This is a genomic window from Geobacter sp. AOG2 (genome assembly GCF_019972295.1).
Taxonomy (GTDB): Bacteria; Desulfobacterota; Desulfuromonadia; order Geobacterales; family Pseudopelobacteraceae; genus Oryzomonas.
This window is the reverse complement of record NZ_BLJA01000001.1, coordinates 1,382,689-1,407,776: the sequence shown is the minus strand read 5'-3', so window position 1 is coordinate 1,407,776 and position 25,088 is coordinate 1,382,689. Positions and strand designations below refer to the sequence as shown.

The window sequence follows — 25,088 nt, the reverse complement described above, 5'->3', positions numbered from 1 at the left end:
AATAGGCTGAGAAATCAGCAACCGGCATCTATTTATTTTCCCTCTTTCGCTACCTGTGACTTCACGGGTTTAAGTTCACCTTCTTTTTGCGGGGTTATGTTCGCCGATACTCCCCCAACTCCTTACAGTATATCTTTGATGGAGCGCACTCAAAACTGAAAGGGGCTCTGTGGTGAGCCCCCTTCTCTCTTGCCTGCCAGTGCTGCCTCCGCCCCACCCCGCGCCATGTCGGTGTAATGGACAGAGTGCCAATCGTTGGGCGCTCGGTTTTCCGCCAAATACCGACACATAGGAACCCCGGCGGGTTTCCGCCGGGGCTGTTTCGTTCCTGCCGGCTAACGGTAGACGATCTTTTTTACATCCCCATTGGAAAGCGTTACCCCGAGGAACAGTTTGTAGAACTCCTTGGTCTCCTTTACGATATCGAGAGGAAATTCTTTCGGGTACAAGCAGTTCATAAGCCACTTCAACCCGAGGATACGCATGAATGACGGGGGACGGTCAAACCAGTTGAACGGGGTGCGCGGCACTAGGTAGACACGCCCATCGCGTACCGCCTTGACGGAACGCCATGCCGGATCGCTCTTTATCTTATCATAGAACACTTTCTCTTGAGCCACGATCACGTCAGGGTTGTACATGATGACCTGCTCCAGGGAGATCTTTTCAAACCCCTTGTGGTTCGACGTATGGCAACGGTGTACATCAACGTCGCCAGCGAGTTTCATAAGTTGTACATGAATGGAGTCGTCACATTCAGTGGAGAGGCCATCCACCCCTTCCGCATAGTAGACTTTCGGCCTTCGGCTGGTGGGAATCTTCCGCACCACAGCATCCACATCATGCAACGTTTTCCTCGTGTATTCAGCCTCTTTCGCCGTTTTGGCCTCCTTGCCCATCAGTTTGCCGAAAAATGCATAGGCGGCCGGATAGTCGTCCAGAGTATCCACCGTGGCATAGACAAAGGGTATATTCAGTTTTTTCAGAACCTCTTCTGCCTTCCGATTAAACGGAGTCGCCTTTCCCGCCCAGATCACGATGACATCCGGTTTTGCCCTCATCAGCACCTCGATGTTAGTCTGCATCGACTCGCCGGAAAACCCCCCGATCAACGGCAGATTACGAACGCTCGGATGCAGATACGGCTTATCCTCCTCCTTGAGCGCGAACATGAGCCCCGCCAGTTTTTCCGGCGCAACCGAGTACATCATGTAGGAACCGTAGGGAGACGGAGCATAGGCTTTCCTGATGACGTCCGGCACCGTCACCGTGCGTCCCGCCATGTCGGTGATCTCCCGCGCCTGTGAAGTGCCAGCCATGGACAGTGCCAACAGCGCCGACAGCCGGATGATACTTGCCAAGCATGATTTCATTGTTTTCCTCCGATCCATTTTATAAAGTGTTCTGCGCGGGGTGCCTGGCCGCGTGTTCCCACCGCAACGCCGGGATACAAACCGAAACCCCCGGCTCAATCGGGCAAAGGCGGACATCCACGCTGTAAAGTTCCAGCAGGTTTTTGCTGTTGATCGTTTCTATCACCGTGCCGTCATGGGTGATGCTGCCGCCGCGCATCATGACCACCCGGTCGGCGACCGCCATGGCATGGTCCGGGTGGTGGGTGGAAAAAACGAACGTGTACCCGTCTGCCGCCAGTCCTTTGAGCCGCTCCAGCAGGCGGATTTGGTTGCCGTAGTCCAAGCCGTTGGTCGGTTCATCCATGACGAAAACACGCGCGCCCTGAGTCATAGCGCGTGCGATCAGGGTCAATTGGCGTTCCCCGCCGCTGATCTCGGTATAGGGTTGTTCCGCGAGGCGCACAATACCGAGCTTTTCCAAAGCCTCGCTTGCGATCTGCCGGTCCGTGGCGCTATACGGCGAAAAGAAGCCCTTGTGCGGCATCCGCCCCATGAGCACCACGTCGACGACTCGGTAGGCAAACGCCTCCTTGTGCATTTGCGGCACGTACGCCATCTGCCGTGCCACTTCCCGGTGCCCGAGGGTGCGGATATCCGCGCCGTTCAGGTGGACATTGCCCCGCGTCGGCTTCAAAAGTCCGATCAGCAGCTTGAGCAGTGTGGTCTTGCCGCTGCCGTTGGGCCCCAGCAGCGCCGTTACCGCTCCTTCCCTAATGTCGAGATCGACACTGTTCAAAACCTCCAGCCGGCGATAGGAGAAGGCGATGTCCCGCACTTCGATCAGCGCCATCACTGCCACCCCTTCCGGCTGTTCTTCAATACCACCATGAAAAAGGGGATGCCCACCAGGGCTGTGACGATACCGATGGGGATCTCCACGTTGAACGTCAGGCGCGAGATGTCGTCCACCACCAGCAGATAGGAGGCCCCCACCAGTACCGATGCCGGCAGCAGCGTTTCGTTGTCCGGGCCAACCATCATCCGCACGATGTGCGGGATGATCAGGCCGACCCAGTTGATGATGCCGCCCAGCACAACGGTCAGCGTGCTGATGACCGTGGCGCAGACGATGACCGCCGTCCTGACCAGTTCCACGTTGACCCCCAACGCGCGGGCCTCTTCGTCCCCCATGCTGAGTACGTTGAGGTAGCGGGCCATGAAGATCAGGCAGATGATACCGAGACAGATCGGCACGCCGCACCTGACGGCCATATCACGGTCCGCCATGGTGGTGTTCCCCATGAGCCAGAAGGTGATGGCCGGCAACTGATTGTATGGATCTGATAGGTACTTGACGATGGAGAGGAGCGCGCTGAACAGCGCCCCGCTGATAATCCCACCCAGTACCAGCATGATGGTGCTGGGCATCCGGTAAACGCGAGCAATGCCGATGGTGACCGCCACAGCGGCAAAGCCGCCGATGATGGTGGAAATCTGCACGGCATACCAGGTTTTCATGAAGACCATCCCCAGTGCCGCTCCGAAAGAGGCGCCGGCAAGAACGCCGAGGATCCCCGGGGACACCAGGGGATTGATGAACATGGCCTGATAGGAAGCCCCCGACACCGACAATGCGGCACCAATGAGCGCAGACGTCATGATCCGTGGCAGGCGGATATCAAAAATGAGATTGTCCAGCAGTTGCAGACGTTCGGTACTGAACGAGCCATAGCCGGACACCCTGTAGAACAGAAAGCCGGTTATCTCGGCAAGGGGTAGCGGGTATTTCCCCAAGGTTAGGGACACCAAGACAACAGCAACGAAGAACAGGGCAAAAATGACAAGTTTCAACGATTTCATGAGAGATGCCAGCATTCCTTCCTATTCGAGCACATACTCCACCGGTATCACCAGCCGGGCGCTGACCGGGGGCCGGGGAAAAGGAGCGCTCCTTCGGACCGTATCCTCGGCGTTGCGGTCCAGAAGCGGCACTCCAGAGCTTTTGGCTACCCGGATAGCCTGCACGGACCCATCTTCCAGCACGAGGAATTCGACCTTGAGAGCCCCGCTCCACCCCAAGCGGCGAGCTTTTCCGGGATAGCGCAAATTACTGTTAATAAGGTCGCGGATGTAACCGTAATTCTTCCTGATGTAACCCTCCCGAAGGCTTTCGATACTTTCGCCCCGGGCCCCCGAGCCTGTTCCGGCAAGATCCAGGCCTTCTCCGGCACCGCTTCCACCATTTCCATGACCGGACGGCGAGGAGACGGGACCGGCTGCGGCCAGGGTGACGACCGCTGGGCCGGGCGCGACATTAACCGTTTCCGGCATTGCGGCAACAGCGACCGGCGCGGCTTCCGGTGCGGTCGACATCACCTCGGGCCGGGTGTTTGGACTGTCAGGTACGATTTCCCGAAGAGACGGTTGGGGAAGAATCGGGACAGGGAGAAAGCGTCGAGCATGGATTGCCGCCGGAGCGGTTGTTCCGGGGTTGCCACCCTGAGCCGCACCATCTGGCTGTTCTGCCGGGAGCAACGTAACGTCGACCGGAACCGGAGCAGGAGTTGCCTTGGGGAACGTGGCGCTCGCGACAGCGGCTCCCACAACCGCCAGATGCAGGCATGCCGAGATGAGATATGCCTTGCCTTCGGCCTTCACCCTGTTATCCTTTCCCGAATTCGATCCATGTCCCCTCGTCGCTACGGGTAACCGTAAAGTTCGCTATGCCGGCGGCGTTGAGCGCCTCCCGGTATTCAGCCGTGTCACGCCGTGGGATGGCATGTTCCCGTCCCTGCCATCCGGGATCTTCCCGCCGGGCCTGTTCCCGGAGCGCATCCCTCAGTTCCGGAGGGCCGAGCCCACCCCCTACGTAAGCCCGTCCCAAGGGCGCCAATACCCGGTGAATCTCCCGGAATGCCGCCGGAAGGTCATCCCAGAACGGCACCGAGCCCCTGCTCACCACCAGGTTCACGGACGCGTCATCCAGGGGGATGGCCTGAACCCGACCCTGGACGATGCGGCTTCTGGCGGCGAGCCCTTCGGCACGGATGTTTGTCTCGGCACAGCGGAGCATGGCCGGCGACTGATCGAGGAAAACGAAGTCGAAGTTTGAAAGCCGCGACAACGCCAATCCCAGATAGCCGCCGCCACAGCCGACGTCCAGGCATTTCCCCATTGAAATGCCAGTCCTTTCGAGAATACGGGTGGCGTAGAATGCATATATCGACACATTCGCGCTCAGGGCCACTCGGTTATATGCCGGAACGTCAGTTTCCTTCATGTCTCGCTCCCCGACAGGTCTAAAAACCGGCTTCCAGGCGCACCCCGAATGTGGTACCGACGTCGGCGTAATTTTGCGAGGTCTTGTACCGGTCATCCATCAGGTTGCGGCCAAAGACCATGATGCGACCGCTCAATTGATTGATCTTATAGTCGTAGCCGATATTGGCATCGAGCTTGAGCAGGTTTCCGTGAGGGGTGCTGGTGCCCTGGTCGTAGGCCGACACATACCGCATGGATACATTGGTCTTCAGTGGTCCATAGGTATGGCCGACCAGGAACGAGGCAGAGTCACGCGGCATACTGTTGTTATTTGATGAAACCGTGGATTCTTTGTGGGAATAGTTGGCCTTGTAGTCGAATCCATAGGGGACGCTGCCGCCGACGGAAACTTCGCCCCCCCACTGCCCTTCGTTGTACGAGTCGAACACGTTGTAGGTATACTGTACCCCACCGGAACTATACGTCTGGGTCTTCGCGACATTCTTCGAGTCCTTGATGTCGTAGTAAAAGATCGTCACCGTGGGGTTGAAGGCGGGGTGATAGGTTGCTCCCACCCCCAGTTCGTACTTGAAGCGTTCCTCGGCAGGCAGGTTCTTGTTGTCGACCGTGGCCAGATAGGAATCAAGGTCGGCATGGGTGTACCCGAACCGGGCATTGAGCGTGTAAATCGGGTCCAGTTTGTAGGCCGTGCCGATGCTGACTTCGTACACCGGCTTGGTCCATTCGTTCTTCATCTTCTTGTTCGTCACCATCGTAGGAGAATATTTGTCGACGCCGGTGGTCATGTAGTCCGCGTCTATTCTGAATCCACCGTCTACGGTAAGCCTGCCTCCCATGAACTTGTGTTCGTCCTGGATATAGCCGCCGATAAGGGTTTCTTCGCGCTCATTGCCGTCGTAGGAGGCATAACCGGTCGGTTCGTGCCACCAGACCATCTGGCCGCCCGCCTTGAGCGTGTTGTTGCCGAAGACCGCAGTGTGCCAGAGGTGGTAGTTGTCCGAACTGTCGCGCTGATGGCTGGATTTTGGGGTTTCCACACCTGTCGTGCCATTATAGGTGCTGGTCCACTCCGTATCCTCGACCATACCATGGCCGTAGTTCAAGGACGTAATCTGGGTCGGTGTCCAGAGCAGGCTGGCATTGAAGGAGAACCAGAGCCCCTCCAAGGGATCGTATCCCCAATGAGGGATGTTGGTGGCGACAGGACTCGTGCCGTCGGCTATCTGGAAATCACGCTTGCCGTTGTCGTAAAACAGCATGGAACTCACCTTGAGCTTCGGTCCTTCGTAACCGTTGCTGAACAGAAACGACATGGATTTTGCGTCGGCATACTCACCTGACCTGCCGCTGGTGCCGGTCGAGGTGCCGGTCAGGTGGTAGTCGAAGTTGCCGATTTTGTTGCCGTGATAAAATTGAAACTCGCGCGTATCAAGGGAACCATACTGGGCTACCACCCCTCCATCGGGCCGGTAGCCGCGTTTGGTGGTGATGACGACACACCCCTCATTCGGAGCGCTGGCATAGGAGGCGAATGCCTTGACCGGACCCAGTGACAGGCTTGTCGAATCGCGAATGATCCTGACCGACTCGATGGCGTCCACGGGGAATTGTGCAAGGATTCGGGACGCCTGGGTGCTGGGGATATACATCCCATCGAGGATGAGATTCAGCCCGCCGCCCTGACGGACGGTCATGAAGTTCATGATCTTGCGCCCTTGGAAGCTCTCCTGCATACCGGCGCCGCGGCTGATTAGGTCGTAAAAATCCACTGGGTTGGTGGCTTTTATCTCCTCACTATCGATGATCTCCGTAGTTAGTTTCGTGCTTTCCGTGGCGGCAACCGGGCTATACACAGGGAGGACATCCCGTTTGGCCTTTACCCCGATCCGCTCCATCTCCACCTGTTCGACGTCCGCTGCCCAAACTGCTGCCGGCGTAACCGCCACCCCCAGACAGAGAGCCAGACTTACTGCAACCAACCTCCGCATATCATCCTCCTCCTGTTATTGTAGTTACATCAAGTTCATGCACTGACCGCACGGGATGCAGGAGTGCGATAGTAGTCCGCACCATCGAAGCATGGCTTGCACAGGGTCTCACCCTGATGCTCTACTTCGCGCCCGTCCATCACGCTCTCCCCACACCGGTCGCAGATAACCCGACGCAACGGTTTCCCCGGCATATCCTCAGGCCTCAACGGCACCTCCACTTCCATGATGGAGAACAACTCATTCTCCGGCGCTCCCGCGAAATCAGGTTTCTCCCGCGGCGCTTCACTGTTCTGCTTGCGGCCCATCCGGGTCACGACCCGGATTGCCTTGCCCGACTCCAAGTTGATGAATGTAGCGGCCATCTTGCCATAATCGCGGATTTTCATGGTTCGCTTGCCCGGTTTGCAGCCGGTCAGCGCCATGATCGCATCAGTTGTGCACCGGTCCACCTCGACGAACACCATCAACTTTTTCCGGTCGGTTCCCTTGGGGTCGCTGATGCCGATACGTGCGAGCCCGCACATGGTCATACGTGTGCCGATCTCGATCCCGGTGCACACCTCACCGTGAAATTTGCCCGCCTCGGCCAGCAGAGCCGGATAATCATCCATCATGAAGGTTCCCTCCTCGAACTGCGTGATATGGTATGCCCAACTCTTCCAGCCGTGAGCCGTTCAACAGGTTTAGCTTGCGGACGCAGGTCCCGTACAACTGGTAGGCGCCGCCTCCCTCGGCCAGAATATCCAGGGCCCGGTTGCCGTCGTTGATGATGGCGGTTCCGGTCATGGCGACGTTTCTGCGGAAAAGCGCGTCCGGCACGCACCCGGCCGACGGCCCGACGACAGCCATCGCAGCAGAGCGGCCGACCATCGCGATCAACCCCGCCAAGGTCCCGTTGGCCATGGCGGCGCCGGTGAAGATTGCCGTATCGCACGCCGCCAAGGCGGAAGCGGCATCGTCCGGGTCGCTCAGGATGACTTCCGGTAACAGTTTCCGGGTATCCTGCTTGTGATCTATGACTATGATCTCGGCTGCCAGCCCGCTAATCTTCCTGATCAACGGCACGATTGCCCCCACCAGGCACACCCGGCGGCCGGCGAAGAGCGCCGTGGGTCCGGCTCCACCGGAGCTGTCCATCAGGTACTCTCCGCTGGTCAGCAGCGGGGCGGAAAGGGCGTTCAACAAGGCAAGCCGGATGACCTCGGCAAATTCGCCCGAGACGCCTCCGTCCAGTGCTTCACTGACCTGCATTCCTTTTACCATCCGGGTGTCGCGGGCCAACAGCCTGGTGCTGCCCCGGTTGATGATTTCCGGCGGTGTATAGGCAATGCCGGTCTGACCGTTGTCCAGCATGACCCCCACGAAGTATATCCCGACGATTACCCGTGCGATGCGGACATCGGCCTCTCTTCCTCCATACAATCGGCGCAGGACCGCCGCCGTTTCATCCAGAAGTACGGCGTTTTCGACACGCTCGACGCCCGTTCCGTCCGCTGTACCGGTCATGCCTTATCCTCGCGATGTACCACAGCTAGGGTGCCTTGGTTGTAGAGGTTCCGGGCAAAGCACTCCACGCAAATATCCGTACCGGCCACCATGTGCATGAACATGCTCTTATTGCCCACGGCAATGCTTCTGCCTGGAAAATCGACGCCGATGGTCCCGGCTGGAATTCGGTTGAAATATCCCGACAGCGGATATTCCTTGTGGCCGGAATCTTCAGCGTAAAAACGGTATCCCGGCGGATAGTCGAAGACCCGATGGGTTCCACCGGTAATGGTAAGATACTGGGCATCACCCGGTTCGTAGTGAAACCATCCTTTGCCGTTGCGGCAAGGGACGGCCTCCGCCGGAAAGTCGTCCATGCCGACCCCCTCTAGGACGATGAGAGCGACACGTCTCCCCCGACCGAGGGCATCCATGATGGCCGGCTTGATGGCGGTGATCTCCCCACCCGGTAAGATGTCACCCATGACCGGAATGTATTCGCCGGCCTCGGGAATCATGACAGAACGCCGGATCGTACAGCCCAAAGCACGGAAGGCGTGCCCCGGTTTGGCGACGAGCAGGTAATCGGGCACACGCCCCGCCTGCTCGTCTTCCCCGGCGAACAGGGCGAGGAATTCGGCCCGCGACACGATTCTCGCGACGTGTTTGTCCGCCGCCAGCAGTTCCAGATCGGCGGCGCTCGGGCCGTGCAATCCCGCATAACGCGCCGACCAGTGGGACAACGTAGCCAATCCGTTAAGCTTGGTGAGATCGATCTCGCCGGCCAACGGCATCATGCCGCCACGGCCCACGATCATGGTCTCGCAGCCGGACTGCCGGGCAAAGTACTCCGTCTCGGCAAAGACGTCCGCAATCATGGCGCGGCGCTCCGACTGCGTCAGCGAGCCGAATCGATCCACAAAGTACTGGCGGGCATAGGTCAGGAAAACGAATTGGGGCGCATACGTCTCGATCACCTTGAGCGCCATGTCCGATACCCAACGGTTGCTGGCCGGGTCCATATCACCGGGATAATAATGTGTCCCGATGATCCGTTTCACCTTGTCGGTGAGCGGGCCGGAGGCGTCCGCCTTTATGCCTGTCCGCAGATCAAACTGTTGTTGCCATTCCCGGGCGTCGATGATGGCGATGCTCATGACGTCGCCTCGCCGGAGTTCCAGGAGGTGAAGGTACCTGCGAGACGTATGGGCTCATGGCATTCCGGGCAGCGGCCATCTACACAGGAATAGGCCTGCAACCGGTCTCCGCCGCACCCCAGACTGAAACGTTCCATGACCGTCTCGCCGCAGGCTGGACAAACGGTATTGACCCAGTCGGAACCGACGAAGTTATGAAAGTAGATATAGGCAAGCCTGGACCGGACCGAGTCGAGGGTTCTGTTGATGGTCTCGATATCCGGATAATCCGCTGCTTTCATCTCGTCTTCCGGTAAAAGCCTCAGGACATGCCAGGGGATATTCCGATCCACCCCGGCTATGAAGTCGGCTATTTCTCCGATCTCGTTGTCATTTATTCCCTGGATTATCGGCGTGGTGATTTCAACGTGGCATAACTCCGCCAACCGGCGGATATTGCGCAGCACCGGCGCCGCAGAAGGGATGCCGATGCAGGCCCTGTTGAATTCCGGTGCCAGCCCTTTCAGGCTGACGTTGATAAACGAAAAAATCTTGGCCAATAGCTCGGTTGATTCTTCAGTGGTGTAGCCGTTGGTGAGGCATCCCATGTGAATCCCCGATCGCCGGGCCTCGTCGGCGACCTGTTCGAGGGTCGGCAACGAAACCGCGGGTTCGTTGACATTGAAAACAATGGCGTGACAACCCAGCTTGGCGGCCATGTTCACAATTTCATGCGGCGTGAAGGTATAGAGCGTTGGAAGCACATCAAGCGGGTCCTTTTTGGCGACGAAGGCGTTGGAACAGTAGGTGCAGGAAAAATTGCACCCCACGGTCCCGATGGTCAGGCAACGACTTCCGGGCCAAGCATGATAAAACGGTATGGTCTCGATTCGCGCCACCATATAGCCGCTCCACCTGCCGGGGAACCGCTCCCGGATGCCACCGTCAGTCGCCAGGTACATCCGGCAACGGCCACTGGCCGTTTCATCGAGACGACACCGCCATTCGCAATAATGGCATTGGGTCATATTCCGCTTCCTCCTTGTCTTTGATCAGTCTGCACGCTGACCTTGGCAAAACCGCTCCCCTTGATCAGGTCGAGCACATCAATAAAGTCCTGGAGCGGGATACCGCGGTCGGATCGGATGAGCACCGGCGTCGACCGAGGAGCCGGTTGCAGCCGTTCCCGAAGAAGCGGCAGCGTGACAGGCTCGGCTTTGAAGAAGATCGTGCCATGTGAGTCGATCTCGATGGTCAGGGTCTTCAGACCCTCCTCATGGCTGTGGGCCGCTCTGGGGAGGTCCACAGGGATTGCGCCCCGAGCGATGAAGGTCGAGGTGGTCAGCACGATGGTCAGCAGCACCAGCATGACGTCCACCAGCGGGATGACGTTCAGATAGTCAAACTCCTTCTCGTCCATGACGAATATCCCATTTCATAAGGAGTTCCTTGGCGTTGCGCAGCAACAGGTTGTAAAGCGTCACCGATGGGATGGCCACCAGGAGTCCCACAGCGGTGGCCTTCAAGGCCAGGGCCAGTCCGGTCATGATCCGGCTGCTGTCCATCATGCCCTCCTGCCCCATGGTGGCGAAGGTCAGCATGATGCCGAGCACCGTGCCCAAGAGCCCGATATAGGGGGCATTACTGCCGATCGTGGCGATCAGATGCAGTTTTCTCGTCAAGGCCAGTTCCAGTTCCCGTTTACAGGTAAAGTCACCGATACATACCCTTTTGAAGTACAATCCTCGCTCAATGGCGATACCCACCGCAGCCACGCTCAAGATAATCAAAAGCCCGATGACTCCGTAATCGATTGCCACTTTCAGCCAGTCCATCCCTTGTCCTTTTTCCCGAGTGGGGTTATCGCACCAGTCGATATATATGTATTTATATTTCGACTGGTGCTTGAGTGCGTCTAAAAAAGGGGGGGACTGTTCCCCCACCACATGAAAAGGAGGCTCACAAATGAGCTCGTGTAATACTGAAATTTCGTGTTGCCAAACAGAATAACCAGCGAGTCTAGCATCGATATAAATATATATTCATAACGCATGCCAAATTAACGCTAGAATACAAATACCTGTAAATAAACATTATTTATTTTACAACCGCTCAACGTTATTACATTATTTATACAACAACATATATCAGCTACTGACCCTGTTTAGCCTCAGCCCTATCGCCTGAACAGATAGGAGCCTGTAAATAAAAGCATGCTTTACCGTTTTGATAATAGATAGATCATTTTGATAATACCTGAAGAGGATAGATAAATAACAACGACAAATGCAGCTTTCATGAGCATCTTTTAGTCTGTTTGCGCGGTACGCAGTTCGTTATAGTTGAGGGCGCGGCCTGGCCTGGTTCAAAAGAGGCGGCTTCAACTCTGTGACATTCTTCATGCTGTTTCTAAAGTCCGACTACGGGAATACTTATCTGCGCAGACTCGGCGCATTTTCCATGACAACCTGCCGTGGTCGTTCCGTCTATTCTGTTGTTTCTACACACGAGGGTCCCCCATTACCGATGCCGCCCTTGCCCTAGATAACTCCCTGTCTCATACTCTTGCTCCGCTAATGAAGTCCAAGGGACAAAATGTTTCTCGTCCACACGGCATTTCCCTGTGCCGACAGGCGAATACCGCACGTCGTTATGCGGCGTCGGCGACTTCATCACCGTTTTTGTGCCGGCAACCGCCTTGGCCCCGAACCTGGACTGCCTATGGACATGAAGTTTAACTTTGTACTTCGTGGCCCGCAGTCATAGTCATCTCTCTTCTTTTCCTGCAACTGACGGCTAAAGGAAGCACGACGCTATGCTGCATAAGTGCATCTTCTTCATTCTGACCGTCAGTTACAAAAACATCCTCCGGGCTGTAGCGGGTGAGTGCAAAGCATTTTCCGTTTGCCCGCGAAAACACCTCAATGCCTAACACAGTGTCCATTAACGTAATTTCAGTTTTCCAGACCATCCCAGTCTGTTCCAGTTCCATGCGGCACCTCCTCAATGGAAACCGCTTGCGGTGTTTATTCACCTCATTTGCTTGGGGTAAATAAGAATCGTTTGACCACACCTTTGTGAAGAGCCCCACCTTTACCGGACATCTCTTATGTTTTATACGTCTGCGCTCCATACCTCGATATGTATGTGTATATATAACGAGCCGCACGGTTCAATGTGAATTCTGCGCCTTTGAAGACACTTAAATATTCCATTATTAAATAAATACACAATGCATGCCAAAATTCCGTTTTTATATCTTGTTGTAATAACGTAACAATTATTTTAAAAAACCATTTCGTTATATCATTTGATATATATCGATGCAGTCCATCCAAAAAATGCAACATTTTGATGCAATGAGGGAGGGGTGATTGTGAATCGGCTCTTTGCTTCGACCCGTGGTCGATGCCGATTCAGATCCCCCAATAGTAATAACTATCTATTATGATTGTAAAGTGGGTCAATTATATAAGCCGATTAACACCGGAGGAGCCAAACGCCAAGACAAACCTGAGCAGGCCAGAAAAAACACCGGCAGTGTCACTGGAGAAAAGCCTCCCAAACGAAAAAAAGGACCGGGGGGTGAAGGAGGCGAAGTATCCCCCGGCCAAAGTTTATATACCGAAGCGGTCAACTTCAAAACCGATAACCGATGCCGCCGAGGAATATGTCCGTGTCGCGGTCGTACCTAGTAATGATCCGGTCCCAGGTTGCCCGCATGAGCCAGTCCTGACTGATTCGAAAGCTCCCCGTCGTCGAGAAGATTATCGGGATTCGCACATGCTTGGCGTCGACACGGCGATCAATGGCAAAATAGGGACCACCGCCAACACCCAGGGCGAGACGGTCATGCAAAAAAGCTTTTGCCAGCCAGAGCTGGGTGGTCGCACCGTATCGGTCGATCAAAGAACTTCGTCCCTCGTAAAGGGCACCCGCGGTCCATTCCAGGTAACGCCAGAGCCCGCGCCGATATTCCAGGGCAACGGCGCCTGAATGACCGTTACCGGGAATGTTCACGACCGTTTCGCCGCCAAAAACCGTCAGTTCGTTGTCGGTGGTTCTTCCGGCCTGATGAGTTCCTTTTACGTCAGGTCCCTTTAAAGGCGGGGCATCGAGTTGGTAACCGATGCCGGCGAGCGCCGACAGGGAATCAAAGCTCTTGTCGCCCTTGATCCAGTAGCCTTGCACCTGAAAAAACACACGGCTCTTGGTATACCAGGTTGCCGCCACTTGGACCATGGTCCCCCAGCCGTGCAAGTCCCGGGGCGGGGCGGTGGCGGATAGTTTGGTGTCGTAATAGAAAACCCCCCCGACGCCGGCTCCCAGGGAAAGCTGCCGGTCGAGCAGGTTGGTTCGTACCCAGAGATTGGCGGCATTGCCGTCACGGTGGTGCGCGATAAAGTGTCCCTGGTTCAGGTACGACAAGGAGTAGGCGAAATGATCGCCAAGCCCCTCCATGTACTGCAATTGCCAGGCAAAGGTTTTCTCGACAGGGTTATCTGTCGCCCCATAACCGCTGAGTAAGCTGAGTTCCCCTGCAAAAGCTTGGCACGAAAGAAGACCGAACATAACAACAAAGACAATAAGCCGCATGGATAATCCCTCCTGACTTAATTTTGCAGAAAGCATGATCGAACTTATGCTCTGTAAAAGGGTTCAGCGCAACAAACGCGCCAAAGAGCACCCACGAGGACTGTGGTTGTAAGGGGCTAATTGTACTGGGCAAAGCGTGAAGGGAAGGTACGAGTGGAGGAAAATTCGTTAACGACATCCGTCATATTTAACATAACCACCATATATGGCGGACCGGATCGACTTCGACGTAACTTACTTTGTGTGTTACATGATTGGGGCGCTGTGTCCGGGCACTCACTGATTACCTGCCCCGATCCGCCGCTGGAGCGTCATCTGGTTCTCATGCTCTTTTACCTTGAAGGTAAGATAGTCCTTCTTGTCCAGATCGAAGAGCTGTTTTCTGTAGCGGGTTGTGAGATCGTACCACTCATTGGTTCTCATACTGAAACGGCTTTTTTCTGGGTAGTGTAAGGTATTCATAAAGGACTGGATCGCGAAATAGTACCGGACCGCACTGCGCTCGATCGCGCCGCGCGGTCCGCCGATATAGACGGGGCCGTCGTTTCCGTCCGTTCCAGTCACCGTGAACCCAACTTTGCCCCGGCCAAGTGTAGCGAAATATATCTTTGACACGAGGCGAAGCACAACACTGTCGCTGTATGCATACCTGACATGGACAAAAGTCTTTCCCCCGTCAAGCGGCAGTGCCTCGAACCTCATCCTGATATCCTTCGAGCCGAAGGGGCCGGTATCAGCATTTAGGGTGACATCCAGATATCCCGCTTGATCAATGCTCCGGTAATGGGAAATGACTTGGTGCGTGTCTTCAAGAGGCTGGTAGGTTTTGCTGCCGATGTAAAAAGTCAGGAGACTGCCATCCAACTGTTTCTGGTAGGTACATGCCTTGACATTAGGATGGAGCGATACGATATCGCACCAGTTTGCGGGAACATTGAGCACGTTGGCAACGCTTCTGAAGGGGAAATCTAAGATTCCATAAACATCCACGCGTATCCTGTCGTCAAGCTCAAAAGACTCCAGAAAAAGAGGAAAACCAAAGCTGTTTGCCTCAAGTCTTGCCTTGTTTTCGTGATAGATGTCGAGCAGGAGATCTTTGCCCTGCCGAGACACTTCGACCGCTGAAGCCGAACCGGTAAAGAAAAAAATTGCGGTGGCCACCATGAACAAGAATATTTTCGAAAGGTATATCATCTTATGCATCTGATTTCTGTGTTACCACAATGTTCGAATACCCAGAGTCGAGGCCAAATATGTCTATGGACATAATAACAAAAAAATTAATCGCTTTCATGGCAATATTGTACCAATAAAAAGCGTATTAGCCATTAGTCTCCACTTATTTCGCACATGGGTACTAACTTTATTTTAATATATTAGCAACTGATAGTTATAATTAAATATGTATCAAGTTTTAAATTGGGTTTATCAATAAATATGCGTACATAATTATCTAAAAGCGGTATAATTAGATAGTAGAGTGTGTAGCACAGAACTGAGGTTGACATCATGGACAATAAAACAGAGTACGTCGAAAAGCTTTCTGCTCAGCTGGTCGAATGGGATATGCAAATCGACCAACTCAGAGACAAGGCAGAGAGCGCCCCCCCCGAGTCGAAGACCGATTATTCCAAGGCAATCGCAGCGTTGCAACTCAAGCGGGATGAGGCTGCAGTAAAACTGCAAGGGATATCGGTCGCCAGCGACGATGAATGGGAAGACCTCAGAACAGGGACGGAGCATGTCTGGGGTGAGGTCAGGACGATCTTACACGACACTATCATGAAAATCACATGAGCAGACCGGTCGTCCAGACAGTCACTACTGCGGCAAGAGCGCCCTGATGTAAGTATGTCCCGTCGTCCATTGTTGTCACCTCCGTATGTGAAAATGGTGCAGAGAACTTCTCGCACATAACGGTTGATGCAATGGGCGGCTATTTCCTAACGGGTAAGGACGAAGTTGCGGCCAAAGAGAGAAATCCCGATATAGCCGCGCAACTCCAGTCGTTTCGGCGACTTCAGGTACATTTTGCACTTGTAGCTCTTGCCGGTTTCAGGATCGTAACAGACCCCGTGTTCCCACCGATTGCTACCCTTGGCGGTAAGCCCTTTCATTATCGGAAGGCCGAGAATAGGTCGGCTCCTCAGCGCCGGATTGGGATTTTTCCTGTCGGTCTTTGTTTTACCGACGGGCCCATCCTTCCTGTCGATGTAGTTAGGCACCTTTAGCCAGATGATTTTTCCGCAGATTTTATCCCCACACTTGAAAAATTCCAGTTGCGAATCGCCACCAGCAGTCTTCCAGAGGCCAAGAATGTCGCCCTGCCCAGCACCAAAAACGTTTGCCGCCGCCAGCAGGATTGCCGTGAATAGTGTCCAAGCCCATATCTTCATAAAACCCCTCCGTTACACAATTATGGAAAGATCAGCACGCGGAATCCGACTTCCCTCTCATGGGAGCCCCCTCCCCTTGGACTTCGTGTTTCATGGAAATACCTGCCTAAGATTCAGATTGGTCCTCATTGGCCGACCTTCCGGGCCGACGCTCCAGTTCTGCGATGACCTGGGCTCCAAACAACAGTATTACTGCTACGACCTGTATACTGAGAAGGGCCACCACTGTTATGGCAATGGTTCCATAAATGACGTTAACCATGGACACTGCAGCGTAATACCAGATCAGCACCCGGCGGGTGATCTCCCATAAGATTGTAGCGGTGATCCCGCCCGTGAGCGCATGACGAAATCTGACCCGCACCACGGGCATCACCGAGTAGATGGATGCAAACATCAGCACCTCGCCGGTTATCCCCAGGATATACAGTGCTACCCCGGTAGCGCCGCCAAGGTCCAGACTCCAACCATGCATTACCAACTGCCTGTTTTTAAGTGCCCCTAACGCCCCAACGACAAATGACACCAGCAAAATTCCCAGACCGATCAAAAAGATGTACGCATAGGGTATGATCGCAGAGACAAGAAAATTACGGCGGTGGACCTTGGCCCGCTGAGAAAAGATCACCTTCATAGCGTTTTCGAGCATGGAAAAGGCTGTGGAACCGAAAAACAGCATTCCGACAAAACCGATGGCACCGATCACCTTTCGGTGTCCAAGAAATGCCCGCACCTGTTCGGTCAACGTCGTTGCATAGTCGGGGATCACCATTTCCAGATACGTCGACAGGGTGTGGATCAACTGCCGTTCTTCTATAAAAGGGGTCAGGACGGTTAGGGCAAGGATTGATAGGGGGATGATCGACAGCAGGGTATAGTAGGCGATAGCACCGGACAGCAAAAGGCCCTGATTATGGTTGAATCCCCGTACCACCCGTTGCAGGAAGCCGAAGAGGCGACTCATCGCCCGTTTGATATCTTGTCGTCTGCTCATGATTGGGTACGATCCATCACAGCAACCGGTGCGGGATGACACCACGTCAGGTCTCGATCCCGTGCACAGCGCTTCTAGCCGCCAATAGCGGCATATTCCCCTCACCGACCCAGCAGAGCCTCTTGCACCTTGTTAGCTAGAACCGTCATGGAGAAAGGCTTCTGGATGAAGTTCACCCCTTCGTCCAGAACTCCTCGATGGGCGATCACGTCGGCCGTATAGCCCGACATGAACAGGATTTTCATGTCGGGACACAGGGACAGCAACCGTTTCGCCAAATCCCGGCCATTCATATCCGGCATGACGACGTCGGTGATGATAAGATTTATCTCGCTGGCGTGTTCCTCCACCAGTGCAATGGCCTCGCCCGGTGAACTTGCAACCAATACCCGGTACCCCAACTCTTCCAGCATTATTTTTCCCACTGTCTGAATCGCCGGTTCGTCCTCCACCACCAGCACCGTCTCGCCATGGCCCCGAGGGATTTCCGCCTTCTTCTCACGCAGGGAAACGACGGCTTGGTCGGCGTGGCGGGGCAGGTAGATTCTAAAGGTCGTTCCCTTGCCCGGTTCGCTGTAGACGTTGACGAAGCCGTTATTCTGCTTGACGATTCCATACACCGTCGATAAGCCCAGACCGGTCCCCCTACCTGGTGGCTTGCTCGTAAAAAACGGTTCGAAGATTTGGCCGAGTGTTTCTTTATCCATACCGTGGCCATCGTCGCTAACGCCCAGCAGAACGTAGTTTCCCTCGAGGAATCCGGTATGCCGGGCGCAGTAGGCCTCGTCAAAATAGGCATATCCTGTTTCGATAGTGACCTTGCCGATATCGGCAATAGCATCCCGTGCATTAACGCAAAGATTAGCCAGGATCTGGTTGACTTGCACAGGGTCCATCATGACCGGGCAGAGCCCATTCTCGGGCAGCCAAGCCAGATCAATGTCCTCACCCATGAGCCGACGGAGCATAGAGAGCATGCTCTCCACGTTCCGGTTCAGATCAAACACCACGGGCATAATGGTCTGCTTGCGGCCGAACGCCAACAATTGCCGGGTGATCTCAGCGGAGCGTTGTGCCGCCTTGAAAATCTCCTCAAGGTTGGCATGCAACGGTTGGTCCGGGTCCACCTTGTTCATGGCCAGTTCCGTCTGGCCGAGGATCACGCTAAGCATATTGTTGTAATCGTGGGCCACGCCGCCCGCCAGCAGGCCGACCGCTTCCATCTTCTGGGACTGGAGGAACTGGGACTCCAGGGAAAGTTTCTCGGTGATGTCCTCGACCAGTTCGATCGCCGCCTCAACCTCGCCGGACGAGTTGAAGATCGGGGACGAAACGATGCGGTAGTTACGCACGCCGGCTCTTTGCGTGGAGTGCGTTTGCGTCGTGTCTTCGTGAACCAGTCCGTCCAGCAGTGTCTTTTGGGTCGGACAGTTGTCGCACACGGCATCGCGGGGCGGTTCGTTGAACGTTTGGTAACAGATGCTGAGCTGCCTCTGCTCGATGGTTGGGAACCATTCGCGCATCTGGCGGTTCAATTCGAGGATCTCCATCCTGGGACTGATGAGGGCTACGCCGATGCCGATATTATCCAGGATGCTGCGCGTCTTGGCCTCGCTCTCCGCCAAGGCCTTCTCGGTCCGCTTGCGCGCGGTAATGTCGCGGATGTTGCACTGGATCACCTTGCCGCCGTCCACCAGATACACATTGCTGACAAACTCCACGGAAATGAGCTTCCCATCAGAGGCTTCCAACGGCAGATCCTCGTAACGGATATACTCATTGTCCTGCAGGACCTTGAAAGCTTCCCTGGACGCGGCGATATCCTTGAACTTGCCGACCTCCCAAAGATATTTTCCACAAATTTCCTCGTACGAGTAACCGAGCAACTTCATCAGGAAAGGGTTGGCATCGACCACCTTGCCCGAATCGGCATCGAGGATCAGGATACCGTCCTTGGCCGATTCAAAGAGCCTCCGGTAGCGCCTCTCGGAATCTTGCAGTGCCGCCAGGGTCTGTTCCTTTTCCCGTAATGCTTCTTCCAGCAGCGCAGTTCGCCTATTCAGTTCGTCGTTGGCGAGGAGAAGTTGGTTTTCGCCCACTTTTTCTGGCATAGCAACAGCCTCGTAAATTCGTGTCAGACCTCTAACCTGAACTCCGCTCCACTCCCAGTATTGCGCGCTGTCAGCCGTCCCCCCATGTTCTTCTCGATGATGGTTCTGGACATGAAGAGGCCAATCCCGGTTCCCTTATCCGGCCCCTTGGTGGTAACGTAGGGATCAAACAGGTTGTCAACAATCTCGTCGGCGATGCCGCCGGCATTATCGGAGATAGTCACCACCGAAGCGCCTCCTTCAGTGAAGGAGCGGATCACAATCCGGGCGTCACTGACATGGTCCCCGATCAATGCATCCCTGGCGTTTGTCAGGATATTCAAGAGCACTTGGGCGTATTCGTTGGGGTAGCCGCTGACTATTGGGTCGCCTTCCGTCTGGTGATCTATGGTTATGTGCTGGTCCTGGAAGCTTTTTTCGATGAGGGAGAGTGTGCGCGCGATCACCTGGTTGATGCCGAACGTAGTCATTTCCTTGTCGGAGCTGAAGAAGTTCCTGAAGTCGTCGATGGTCCGGGACATATGCTGAATCACCTCCATGCACCTTACGGTATGCTCCTCCAGAAGTTCCCTACAGGAGTCGACCGCATCATGGGAAAGTGTCAGATCCTGTATGTAGAGGGCAAGGATGTTCAGCGGCTGCCGCCATTGGTGGGTGATATTGTTGATCATCTCGCCCAGAACGGCCCGGCGGTCCTGCAGGACCAGTATCTGATCCTTCTGACGTGCATCGTCCACGGCTTGGGCAATCCGCGCCTCCAGGGAACGGTTGAGTTCTTCAAGCTTCCGACGTTTTTCGGCGAGCGCCGCCTCGGCACGTCTGCGCCCGGTGATGTCGATGACCGCGACGCGGCACTCTCGCCCTGACGCGAAGGCAACGGCCTCAATCTGCACGAAGAGCCGATTTTCCCCTGGCACGAGCGTTATCTCGCAGGACTCCTTGCCTTGTCCAGCAAATACCTGATCGAGAAAAGCGGTGAAATGCAGGCGGGCTCCGTCAGCGACGAATTGCCCGAAGCGCCTGCCGATGAGCAGGGAACGCTCGATCCCAAGCAGTGTGGCGCCGTTCAGGTTCAGGGCGCTGATGGTCCCATGGCGATCAAGGGTAAAATAACCGACCGGGGCGAAATCGTAGAGGTCGGCGTACCTTTCCAGAGCCTTCTCCATCTCATCCCTGGCTTGGCGCAACTCTCCATTTTGCACCTCCAGCTCGATCCGGTGCACCTCCAACTCATGGACAAGCCGCTGCATTTCATCCCCGGTGCGAGGGGACGTCAATTCAGCCGTTTTCGCACGCAGCCGTTCTTCCGCATGGCGGCGCAGTTCGGCGACTGCTGACAAATCCTTGTCGTTATCGATTCCCATTGGTAGCGCTCTCCGGTCCCTGGCATTTCGCGGCCTACAGGACCTTCCGCCCCTGAATGACGCGTACCAGCACCACTATTATAGCAATTACGAGCAGAATATGGATCAGGCCGCCCATGGTATATGACGTAACCATACCCAGCAGCCACAGTGCTATCAGAATCACACAGATTGTCCACAGCATGATATCCTCCCCATTTATTGGCGGTCGTCCGCCGCCACCCGGCAATCACTCGGCAGTGTCGAAAAAACCCGCCTGAGCGGGTCGTGAGATTATGCCGCTATTTTACAACCAAGTCGTTTTTCACCGATACGACACCATTGACGGTGCCGGCGACCTCACCCGCCTTTTTTACGCGCTGAGCTGAATCGACAAAGCCGCTTAACTGAACGACCCCTTTATAGGTTTTGACATTGATCTGCAACATTTTCAATGTTGCCTCGTCAAAGATTGCGGCTTTTACCTTAGTTGTGATGGCGGAATCATCGATATACTGGCCGGTGCTTTCGTGTTTTTGCGTGGCTGCGCACCCCATGAGTGCGGTTATCAGCGCAAAGCCGGCCATGGTTTTCATAATGTGATGCAGCTTTAACATGATGCTTCTCCTTTCCGTGTTCCGAAAACCTTAGAAAGCGAACGGTATGCTCTCCGCTCCGAGGTAAAGAGCGTAAGAGGGCGTACCGGGCACGCCCTCTTACGTGCGATTCTTCCCATTACTTCACGATCACACAGTCGATGATGGCATTGATTCTTCGGTTTTTCTGCCTCCCCTCGGGTGTGTTGTTATAGGCGATACGCCGGGTGGGACCGTATCCTTTGGCAGAAAGGCGGGAGCGTTCGATCCCATATTTTTCCTCCAGATAGTTCACCACATTTTCCGCACGCTGCCGGGAGAGCTTCATATTGTGCTCAAGGCCGCCGACGTCGTCAGTGTGCCCCTCAATCACGGCGGTGGTCGTCGGGTACTTTTTCATGTATTCGCCAACCTGGTCGATCTCGCCGTAATAGCTAGGTTTGATCTCTGCGCTATCCGTAGCGAATTCCATCTTCAAGGTCATGCAGAGCCTCTCGGGGGGTGGAACGAGTTCCTTGACGTCAAGGGCACAGTCTATGATGGCGTCGATGCGCCGGTTTCTCTGTTTTCCAGCGTCTGTTGCGTTGTCGGCAATCGGCCGCGCCTTGCCGTACCCCTTGGCGGAAAGGCGGGAGGGGTCGATACCAAAATCTTTCTCGAGGGATTTCACCACACTCTCGGCACGTTGCTGTGAGAGCTGCATGTTGTAATCATCACTGCCGACTTCGTCGGCATATCCTTCGATGACGGCGGTGGTTGTCGGATATTTTTTCATGAAGTCGCCGACTTTCGCCACCTCATCGTGATACTGCGGGCGAATGTCGGCCTTGTTGATGTCGTACTCAATGTCCAGGGAAACGCAATATTTCATCCGCTCCGGAGTCGGCTCAGCGGCCGGAATCGCTACAAGCGGGGCTACCGCCGGCGCGGCTTCCTCTTTCATGGCAGTTTGCGGAGGGCAGAGGGCGTTGGCCATTGCCGTGGCCTGTTTTGCCAGCGCGGCACCTTCCTCGGTGTGGCATGCCCTGAAGACATCATAGGCATGGTTCTTGGCATCCTCTGCGGCCTTGAATTCGGCAGGACAGGTCTTATCCTTCCCGGCCTGCCGCGCCGATTCCACCGCACGATCCGACTCCTGCATCTCGGCGCGGATATAATATCCCGGAATGTCGCCGCGCCCTGTATTCACCTCGTAATGAGCACACCCGAAGAGCATGGCTGTGGAGGTTGCCGCGATCAAAAAAGAAGAACTTCTCAATGCTTTTGTCATGTCCATTTTTATCTCCTTTACATAGGGTGTTGTTGCCCTACCTTCTCTCCTGCTTGTCCTCTGCACCTCTCTCAGGCCTTCCCTGTTGAGGTTTTGATTGCCGTGGCGCCTCTTGGTGCTGCGGCTGTACGTGCTGTGGTTGGCCTTCCCAGGGTTGCGGTCGTTGTCGTTGCGGCTGTTGTTGCGGCTTCACCGATTGAGATTGTGGCCTTGCCCGCTGTGGTTGGACCTCACGAGGTTGCGGCCGTTGTTGTTGCGGTTTAGCGGCCTCTCTGGATTTCGGCTTCGCCGATTGAGATTGCGACCGCGGTTGCTGCGGTTTGACATCTCGGGGTTGTTGCCCCTGTTGATGAGGTTTTACAGCCTCTCGAGGTTTCGGTTGGACCGCCTGAGACGGCTGCTGTGACCGCGCTCGGGGTTTCAGGCCTTGGACGCCCCACGTCTGTTGCTTCTCCCAATGTTTGTTCTTTTCCCAGCTACGCCAATTCCGTTGAACCTGTTGCTGTGGTATGCGCCGGTAGTTCCACTGGTGGCCTTCCCAACGATGTTCCCGGTAGTCATTCCTCCAACCTGACGGTATCCCGGTATAGAAGGATGGAACCCTTTGATAATAGGACCAACCCGAGGCATAGAATCGTGACCGATACCAACGCCCGTCCCACAGACGCCACCACCAGCCGTTGTAGAAATACATGTCCGCATCTATGTCAGGGACGGCATAGACATAGGTCTCTGGCAGCACGATCACCTCTGGTGGTGCGGAAAAGACTATGGGCGGGGGCAGAGAAATGCTGATGCCTATATCTACCCCGGCCATCGCAAGAGGAGGTGTTACCTGAACCAACGTAAAAATAAGCGTTCCTAAAAATAATTTTTTCATTGTGTCACCTCACCAGAATAACATAGCAATAAGTGAATTCATTGCAGGCTCTCCTTTGATTGCTTGTAACTACTTCTTCATCCTCTTCTTTGATGATTTTTTGTTATCCATCTTCATGGGCACCATCGTTTTCATTTTTTTGAACTGTTCGTCTGTCAGGATAGCCCTCATTTCTTTCATGTCCTTCAGCATTTCCAAATGATGGGCGGTTTTGATGTCGGCAATTTTTTTAACAGCCATACCGGCCTTCTCCAGGTCAAAGTCCTTCACGTCCATGATTTCCATAAGCTCGATCTCTGCAATCTTCACGTCGGCTTTAAATCGAGCCTGTTTCTTTTGCATTTCCCAATGGATAGGTTTCATCTTCCTGGTTTGGTCTTCGGAAAGCCCCATCTTGTCTGCATGCTCGGCGCACATGTTCGCCATGTCGCCCATCTTGTCCATTGTGCCCATTTCCATCGCCTGGCCTTTATGTGCGTTTGCGGACATGTCCATCATTTGTGAAAAGCCGGGCGCCGGAGCGCTGAGTGTCAGTAGGGTTGCAACCACCGTCGCCAGAGACATCGAATAGAGTGCTTTCATGGTATGTTTCCTTTCTCATTTTTAAGCTGTTTCTAAACTCTTTACTCCAAAGGCCTTGCAACCTTCGGAGTTTTATGGCGTATCACGCAAACACGGGACACGAGGGCACGCAGCGTTCACTACTTCCCCACAACCTTCTTGACTTGTCCGATCTTTTCCTGAACCTTGCCGGCTATCCTTTCACCGGTGCCTTGAGCTTCCAATTTTGGATTATCGCTCAGTTTCCCGGCGATTTCCTTGGCTTTGCCCTCCAGTTGGTGAAACACGCCTTGCGCTTGGTCCTTTGTGCTGGATTTCATGATATTCCTCCTTAATCTTAAATTGGACTGTTGGTTTGTTAGCCGCAGTACTGTTTTTTCGTCTGCATGTGCCATCACTTCCGGTTGCCACCGGTTGCAGGCTCCTTATTCATTCCGCCCTGGACCATATCGACCTTGACCAAGTCAATAGCGGCCAGCACGGGTTTGACCGTTTCCTTAAGGTTGTCGCCATCCGTCAAGGCCCTTTGTGCAATCGGCCTGATGGAGTCGACCCCCTGGGGCGTAAGGTCGTTGGCAAGGTACTTCTGAATTTCCCTGATATCCGTCAGATAGGATTTGAGAGCGCCTTTGACTCCGATGCTGGCCTCGGAAATTTTTACGTAACCCTCACGTATATCGATGCGCCGCCGTTCACTGAGTTCCCGGATTTCGGGATTTGTGTATGAACTTTCCCACTCCGTAAAGTATTCATTGCCCCGCACCCTCATCTTTTCGGTGTGCGTGTCCAGTTGTTTGCCTGACTTTTCCATCTTCTGAACATTATCGGTGTAGGCGTCGAAGGCCTTCTTCATATCGGCCTGGTTTGGTTTGACAAGCTCCTCCAATGATGCCCTGGTGGCATCTATCTGGACAGAGGCGTGCTTGTAATCCCCTTCCACCATCTGCATCGAGTTGGTGGTTTTGGTGGCCCGATCCATGCCGGTGGTCGCGCAGCCGGTCAGGCTGGTAAACGCTCCAAGGAGTACGGTGGTGAAAAATACGGCTGATTGGAATCTGAACTTCATGGATATTCTCCTTTTTTAACCTG

At 54.8% G+C, this 25,088-nt stretch carries 26 protein-coding genes; 1 reads left to right on the top strand and 25 read right to left on the bottom strand.

Translation table 11 applies throughout. From position 1 onward, the window contains the following. Positions 1-335 precede the first annotated feature (335 nt). The 15 genes from LDN12_RS06445 to LDN12_RS06375 form a co-directional block, all read right to left on the bottom strand. Positions 336-1,373 (bottom strand): ABC transporter substrate-binding protein, encoded by a 1,038-nt coding sequence (locus tag LDN12_RS06445; RefSeq protein ID WP_223921857.1) that lies wholly within the window; start codon positions 1,371-1,373, stop codon positions 336-338. A 19-nt stretch (positions 1,374-1,392) separates the two neighbouring features. Then, complete coding sequence (locus LDN12_RS06440; protein WP_223921856.1) at positions 1,393-2,205, bottom strand: ABC transporter ATP-binding protein; 813 nt, start codon at positions 2,203-2,205, stop codon at positions 1,393-1,395. Continuing rightward, complete coding sequence (locus LDN12_RS06435; protein ID WP_223921855.1) at positions 2,205-3,215, bottom strand: iron ABC transporter permease; 1,011 nt, start codon at positions 3,213-3,215, stop codon at positions 2,205-2,207. Before LDN12_RS06435 ends, LDN12_RS06440 begins: the two co-directional genes overlap by 1 nt. Positions 3,216-3,236: 21 nt before the next feature. Then, positions 3,237-4,013 (bottom strand): energy transducer TonB, encoded by a 777-nt coding sequence (locus tag LDN12_RS06430; protein WP_223921854.1) that lies wholly within the window; start codon positions 4,011-4,013, stop codon positions 3,237-3,239. Between the two features lie 4 nt (positions 4,014-4,017). Further along, positions 4,018-4,635: a class I SAM-dependent methyltransferase gene (locus tag LDN12_RS06425; protein ID WP_223921853.1), complete on the bottom strand. Its 618-nt coding sequence runs from the start codon at positions 4,633-4,635 to the stop codon at positions 4,018-4,020. A gap of 19 nt (positions 4,636-4,654) precedes the next feature. Next, entirely contained in the window at positions 4,655-6,625 is a 1,971-nt protein-coding gene (locus LDN12_RS06420) for a TonB-dependent siderophore receptor (protein ID WP_223921852.1), read from the bottom strand. Between the two features lie 35 nt (positions 6,626-6,660). After that, complete coding sequence (locus LDN12_RS06415; protein ID WP_223921851.1) at positions 6,661-7,242, bottom strand: FmdE family protein; 582 nt, start codon at positions 7,240-7,242, stop codon at positions 6,661-6,663. Then, positions 7,232-8,134 carry a DUF364 domain-containing protein gene (locus tag LDN12_RS06410; RefSeq protein WP_223921850.1) on the bottom strand — a complete coding sequence of 301 codons (903 nt, stop codon included), beginning with the start codon at positions 8,132-8,134 and terminating at the stop codon, positions 7,232-7,234. Before LDN12_RS06410 ends, LDN12_RS06415 begins: the two co-directional genes overlap by 11 nt. Further along, a complete protein-coding gene (locus tag LDN12_RS06405) occupies positions 8,131-9,273 on the bottom strand; it encodes a hypothetical protein (RefSeq protein ID WP_223921849.1) in 1,143 nt (380 codons plus the stop codon). The genes LDN12_RS06410 and LDN12_RS06405 overlap by 4 nt, the downstream gene beginning before the upstream one ends. Continuing rightward, positions 9,270-10,280 (bottom strand): radical SAM protein, encoded by a 1,011-nt coding sequence (locus tag LDN12_RS06400; RefSeq protein ID WP_223921848.1) that lies wholly within the window; start codon positions 10,278-10,280, stop codon positions 9,270-9,272. Before LDN12_RS06400 ends, LDN12_RS06405 begins: the two co-directional genes overlap by 4 nt. Then, positions 10,277-10,672, bottom strand: coding sequence for a biopolymer transporter ExbD (locus LDN12_RS06395; RefSeq protein ID WP_223921847.1), 396 nt, complete (start codon positions 10,670-10,672; stop codon positions 10,277-10,279). Before LDN12_RS06395 ends, LDN12_RS06400 begins: the two co-directional genes overlap by 4 nt. Continuing rightward, on the bottom strand, positions 10,653-11,087 hold the full coding sequence (exbB, locus tag LDN12_RS06390) for a TonB-system energizer ExbB (RefSeq protein ID WP_223921846.1): 435 nt from the start codon (positions 11,085-11,087) through the stop codon (positions 10,653-10,655). Before exbB ends, LDN12_RS06395 begins: the two co-directional genes overlap by 20 nt. An 899-nt stretch (positions 11,088-11,986) precedes the next feature. Next, on the bottom strand, positions 11,987-12,244 hold the full coding sequence (locus LDN12_RS06385) for a hypothetical protein (protein ID WP_223921845.1): 258 nt from the start codon (positions 12,242-12,244) through the stop codon (positions 11,987-11,989). A gap of 647 nt (positions 12,245-12,891) precedes the next feature. Next, positions 12,892-13,848: a hypothetical protein gene (locus tag LDN12_RS06380; RefSeq protein ID WP_223921844.1), complete on the bottom strand. Its 957-nt coding sequence runs from the start codon at positions 13,846-13,848 to the stop codon at positions 12,892-12,894. Positions 13,849-14,124: 276 nt separating this feature from the next. Continuing rightward, entirely contained in the window at positions 14,125-15,051 is a 927-nt protein-coding gene (locus tag LDN12_RS06375; protein ID WP_223921843.1) for a hypothetical protein, read from the bottom strand. 306 nt (positions 15,052-15,357) lie between these two features. Between LDN12_RS06375 and LDN12_RS06370 the strand changes: the two genes are divergently transcribed. After that, complete coding sequence (locus LDN12_RS06370; protein ID WP_223921842.1) at positions 15,358-15,645, top strand: hypothetical protein; 288 nt, start codon at positions 15,358-15,360, stop codon at positions 15,643-15,645. Positions 15,646-15,791: 146 nt separating this feature from the next. Here LDN12_RS06370 and LDN12_RS06365 read toward each other — a convergent pair whose 3' ends face one another. From LDN12_RS06365 to LDN12_RS06320, 10 genes are all read right to left on the bottom strand, one after another. Beyond that, positions 15,792-16,244, bottom strand: coding sequence for a DUF2147 domain-containing protein (locus LDN12_RS06365; RefSeq protein ID WP_223921841.1), 453 nt, complete (start codon positions 16,242-16,244; stop codon positions 15,792-15,794). Positions 16,245-16,350: 106 nt separating this feature from the next. Continuing rightward, positions 16,351-17,238: a YihY/virulence factor BrkB family protein gene (locus LDN12_RS06360; RefSeq protein ID WP_223921840.1), complete on the bottom strand. Its 888-nt coding sequence runs from the start codon at positions 17,236-17,238 to the stop codon at positions 16,351-16,353. A 101-nt stretch (positions 17,239-17,339) separates the two neighbouring features. Then, on the bottom strand, positions 17,340-19,349 hold the full coding sequence (locus LDN12_RS06355) for a PAS domain-containing sensor histidine kinase (protein WP_223921839.1): 2,010 nt from the start codon (positions 19,347-19,349) through the stop codon (positions 17,340-17,342). A gap of 23 nt (positions 19,350-19,372) precedes the next feature. Beyond that, the gene (locus LDN12_RS06350) at positions 19,373-20,713 is read right to left on the bottom strand and encodes a sensor histidine kinase (protein WP_223921838.1); all 1,341 of its coding nucleotides are present in this window, start codon (positions 20,711-20,713) and stop codon (positions 19,373-19,375) included. A 34-nt stretch (positions 20,714-20,747) separates the two neighbouring features. Beyond that, the gene (locus LDN12_RS06345; protein ID WP_223921837.1) at positions 20,748-20,897 is read right to left on the bottom strand and encodes a lmo0937 family membrane protein; all 150 of its coding nucleotides are present in this window, start codon (positions 20,895-20,897) and stop codon (positions 20,748-20,750) included. A gap of 97 nt (positions 20,898-20,994) precedes the next feature. Beyond that, on the bottom strand, positions 20,995-21,309 hold the full coding sequence (locus tag LDN12_RS06340; protein ID WP_223921836.1) for a BON domain-containing protein: 315 nt from the start codon (positions 21,307-21,309) through the stop codon (positions 20,995-20,997). 118 nt (positions 21,310-21,427) lie between these two features. Continuing rightward, positions 21,428-22,564 carry an OmpA family protein gene (locus tag LDN12_RS06335; protein WP_223921835.1) on the bottom strand — a complete coding sequence of 379 codons (1,137 nt, stop codon included), beginning with the start codon at positions 22,562-22,564 and terminating at the stop codon, positions 21,428-21,430. A gap of 943 nt (positions 22,565-23,507) precedes the next feature. Continuing rightward, complete coding sequence (locus tag LDN12_RS06330; RefSeq protein ID WP_223921834.1) at positions 23,508-24,020, bottom strand: Spy/CpxP family protein refolding chaperone; 513 nt, start codon at positions 24,018-24,020, stop codon at positions 23,508-23,510. A 119-nt stretch (positions 24,021-24,139) separates the two neighbouring features. After that, positions 24,140-24,319, bottom strand: a complete 180-nt coding sequence (locus LDN12_RS06325; protein ID WP_223921833.1) for a CsbD family protein — start codon at positions 24,317-24,319, stop codon at positions 24,140-24,142. Positions 24,320-24,393: 74 nt separating this feature from the next. Then, the gene (locus tag LDN12_RS06320; protein ID WP_223921832.1) at positions 24,394-25,065 is read right to left on the bottom strand and encodes a DUF2959 family protein; all 672 of its coding nucleotides are present in this window, start codon (positions 25,063-25,065) and stop codon (positions 24,394-24,396) included. Between the last annotated feature and the right edge of the window lie 23 nt (positions 25,066-25,088).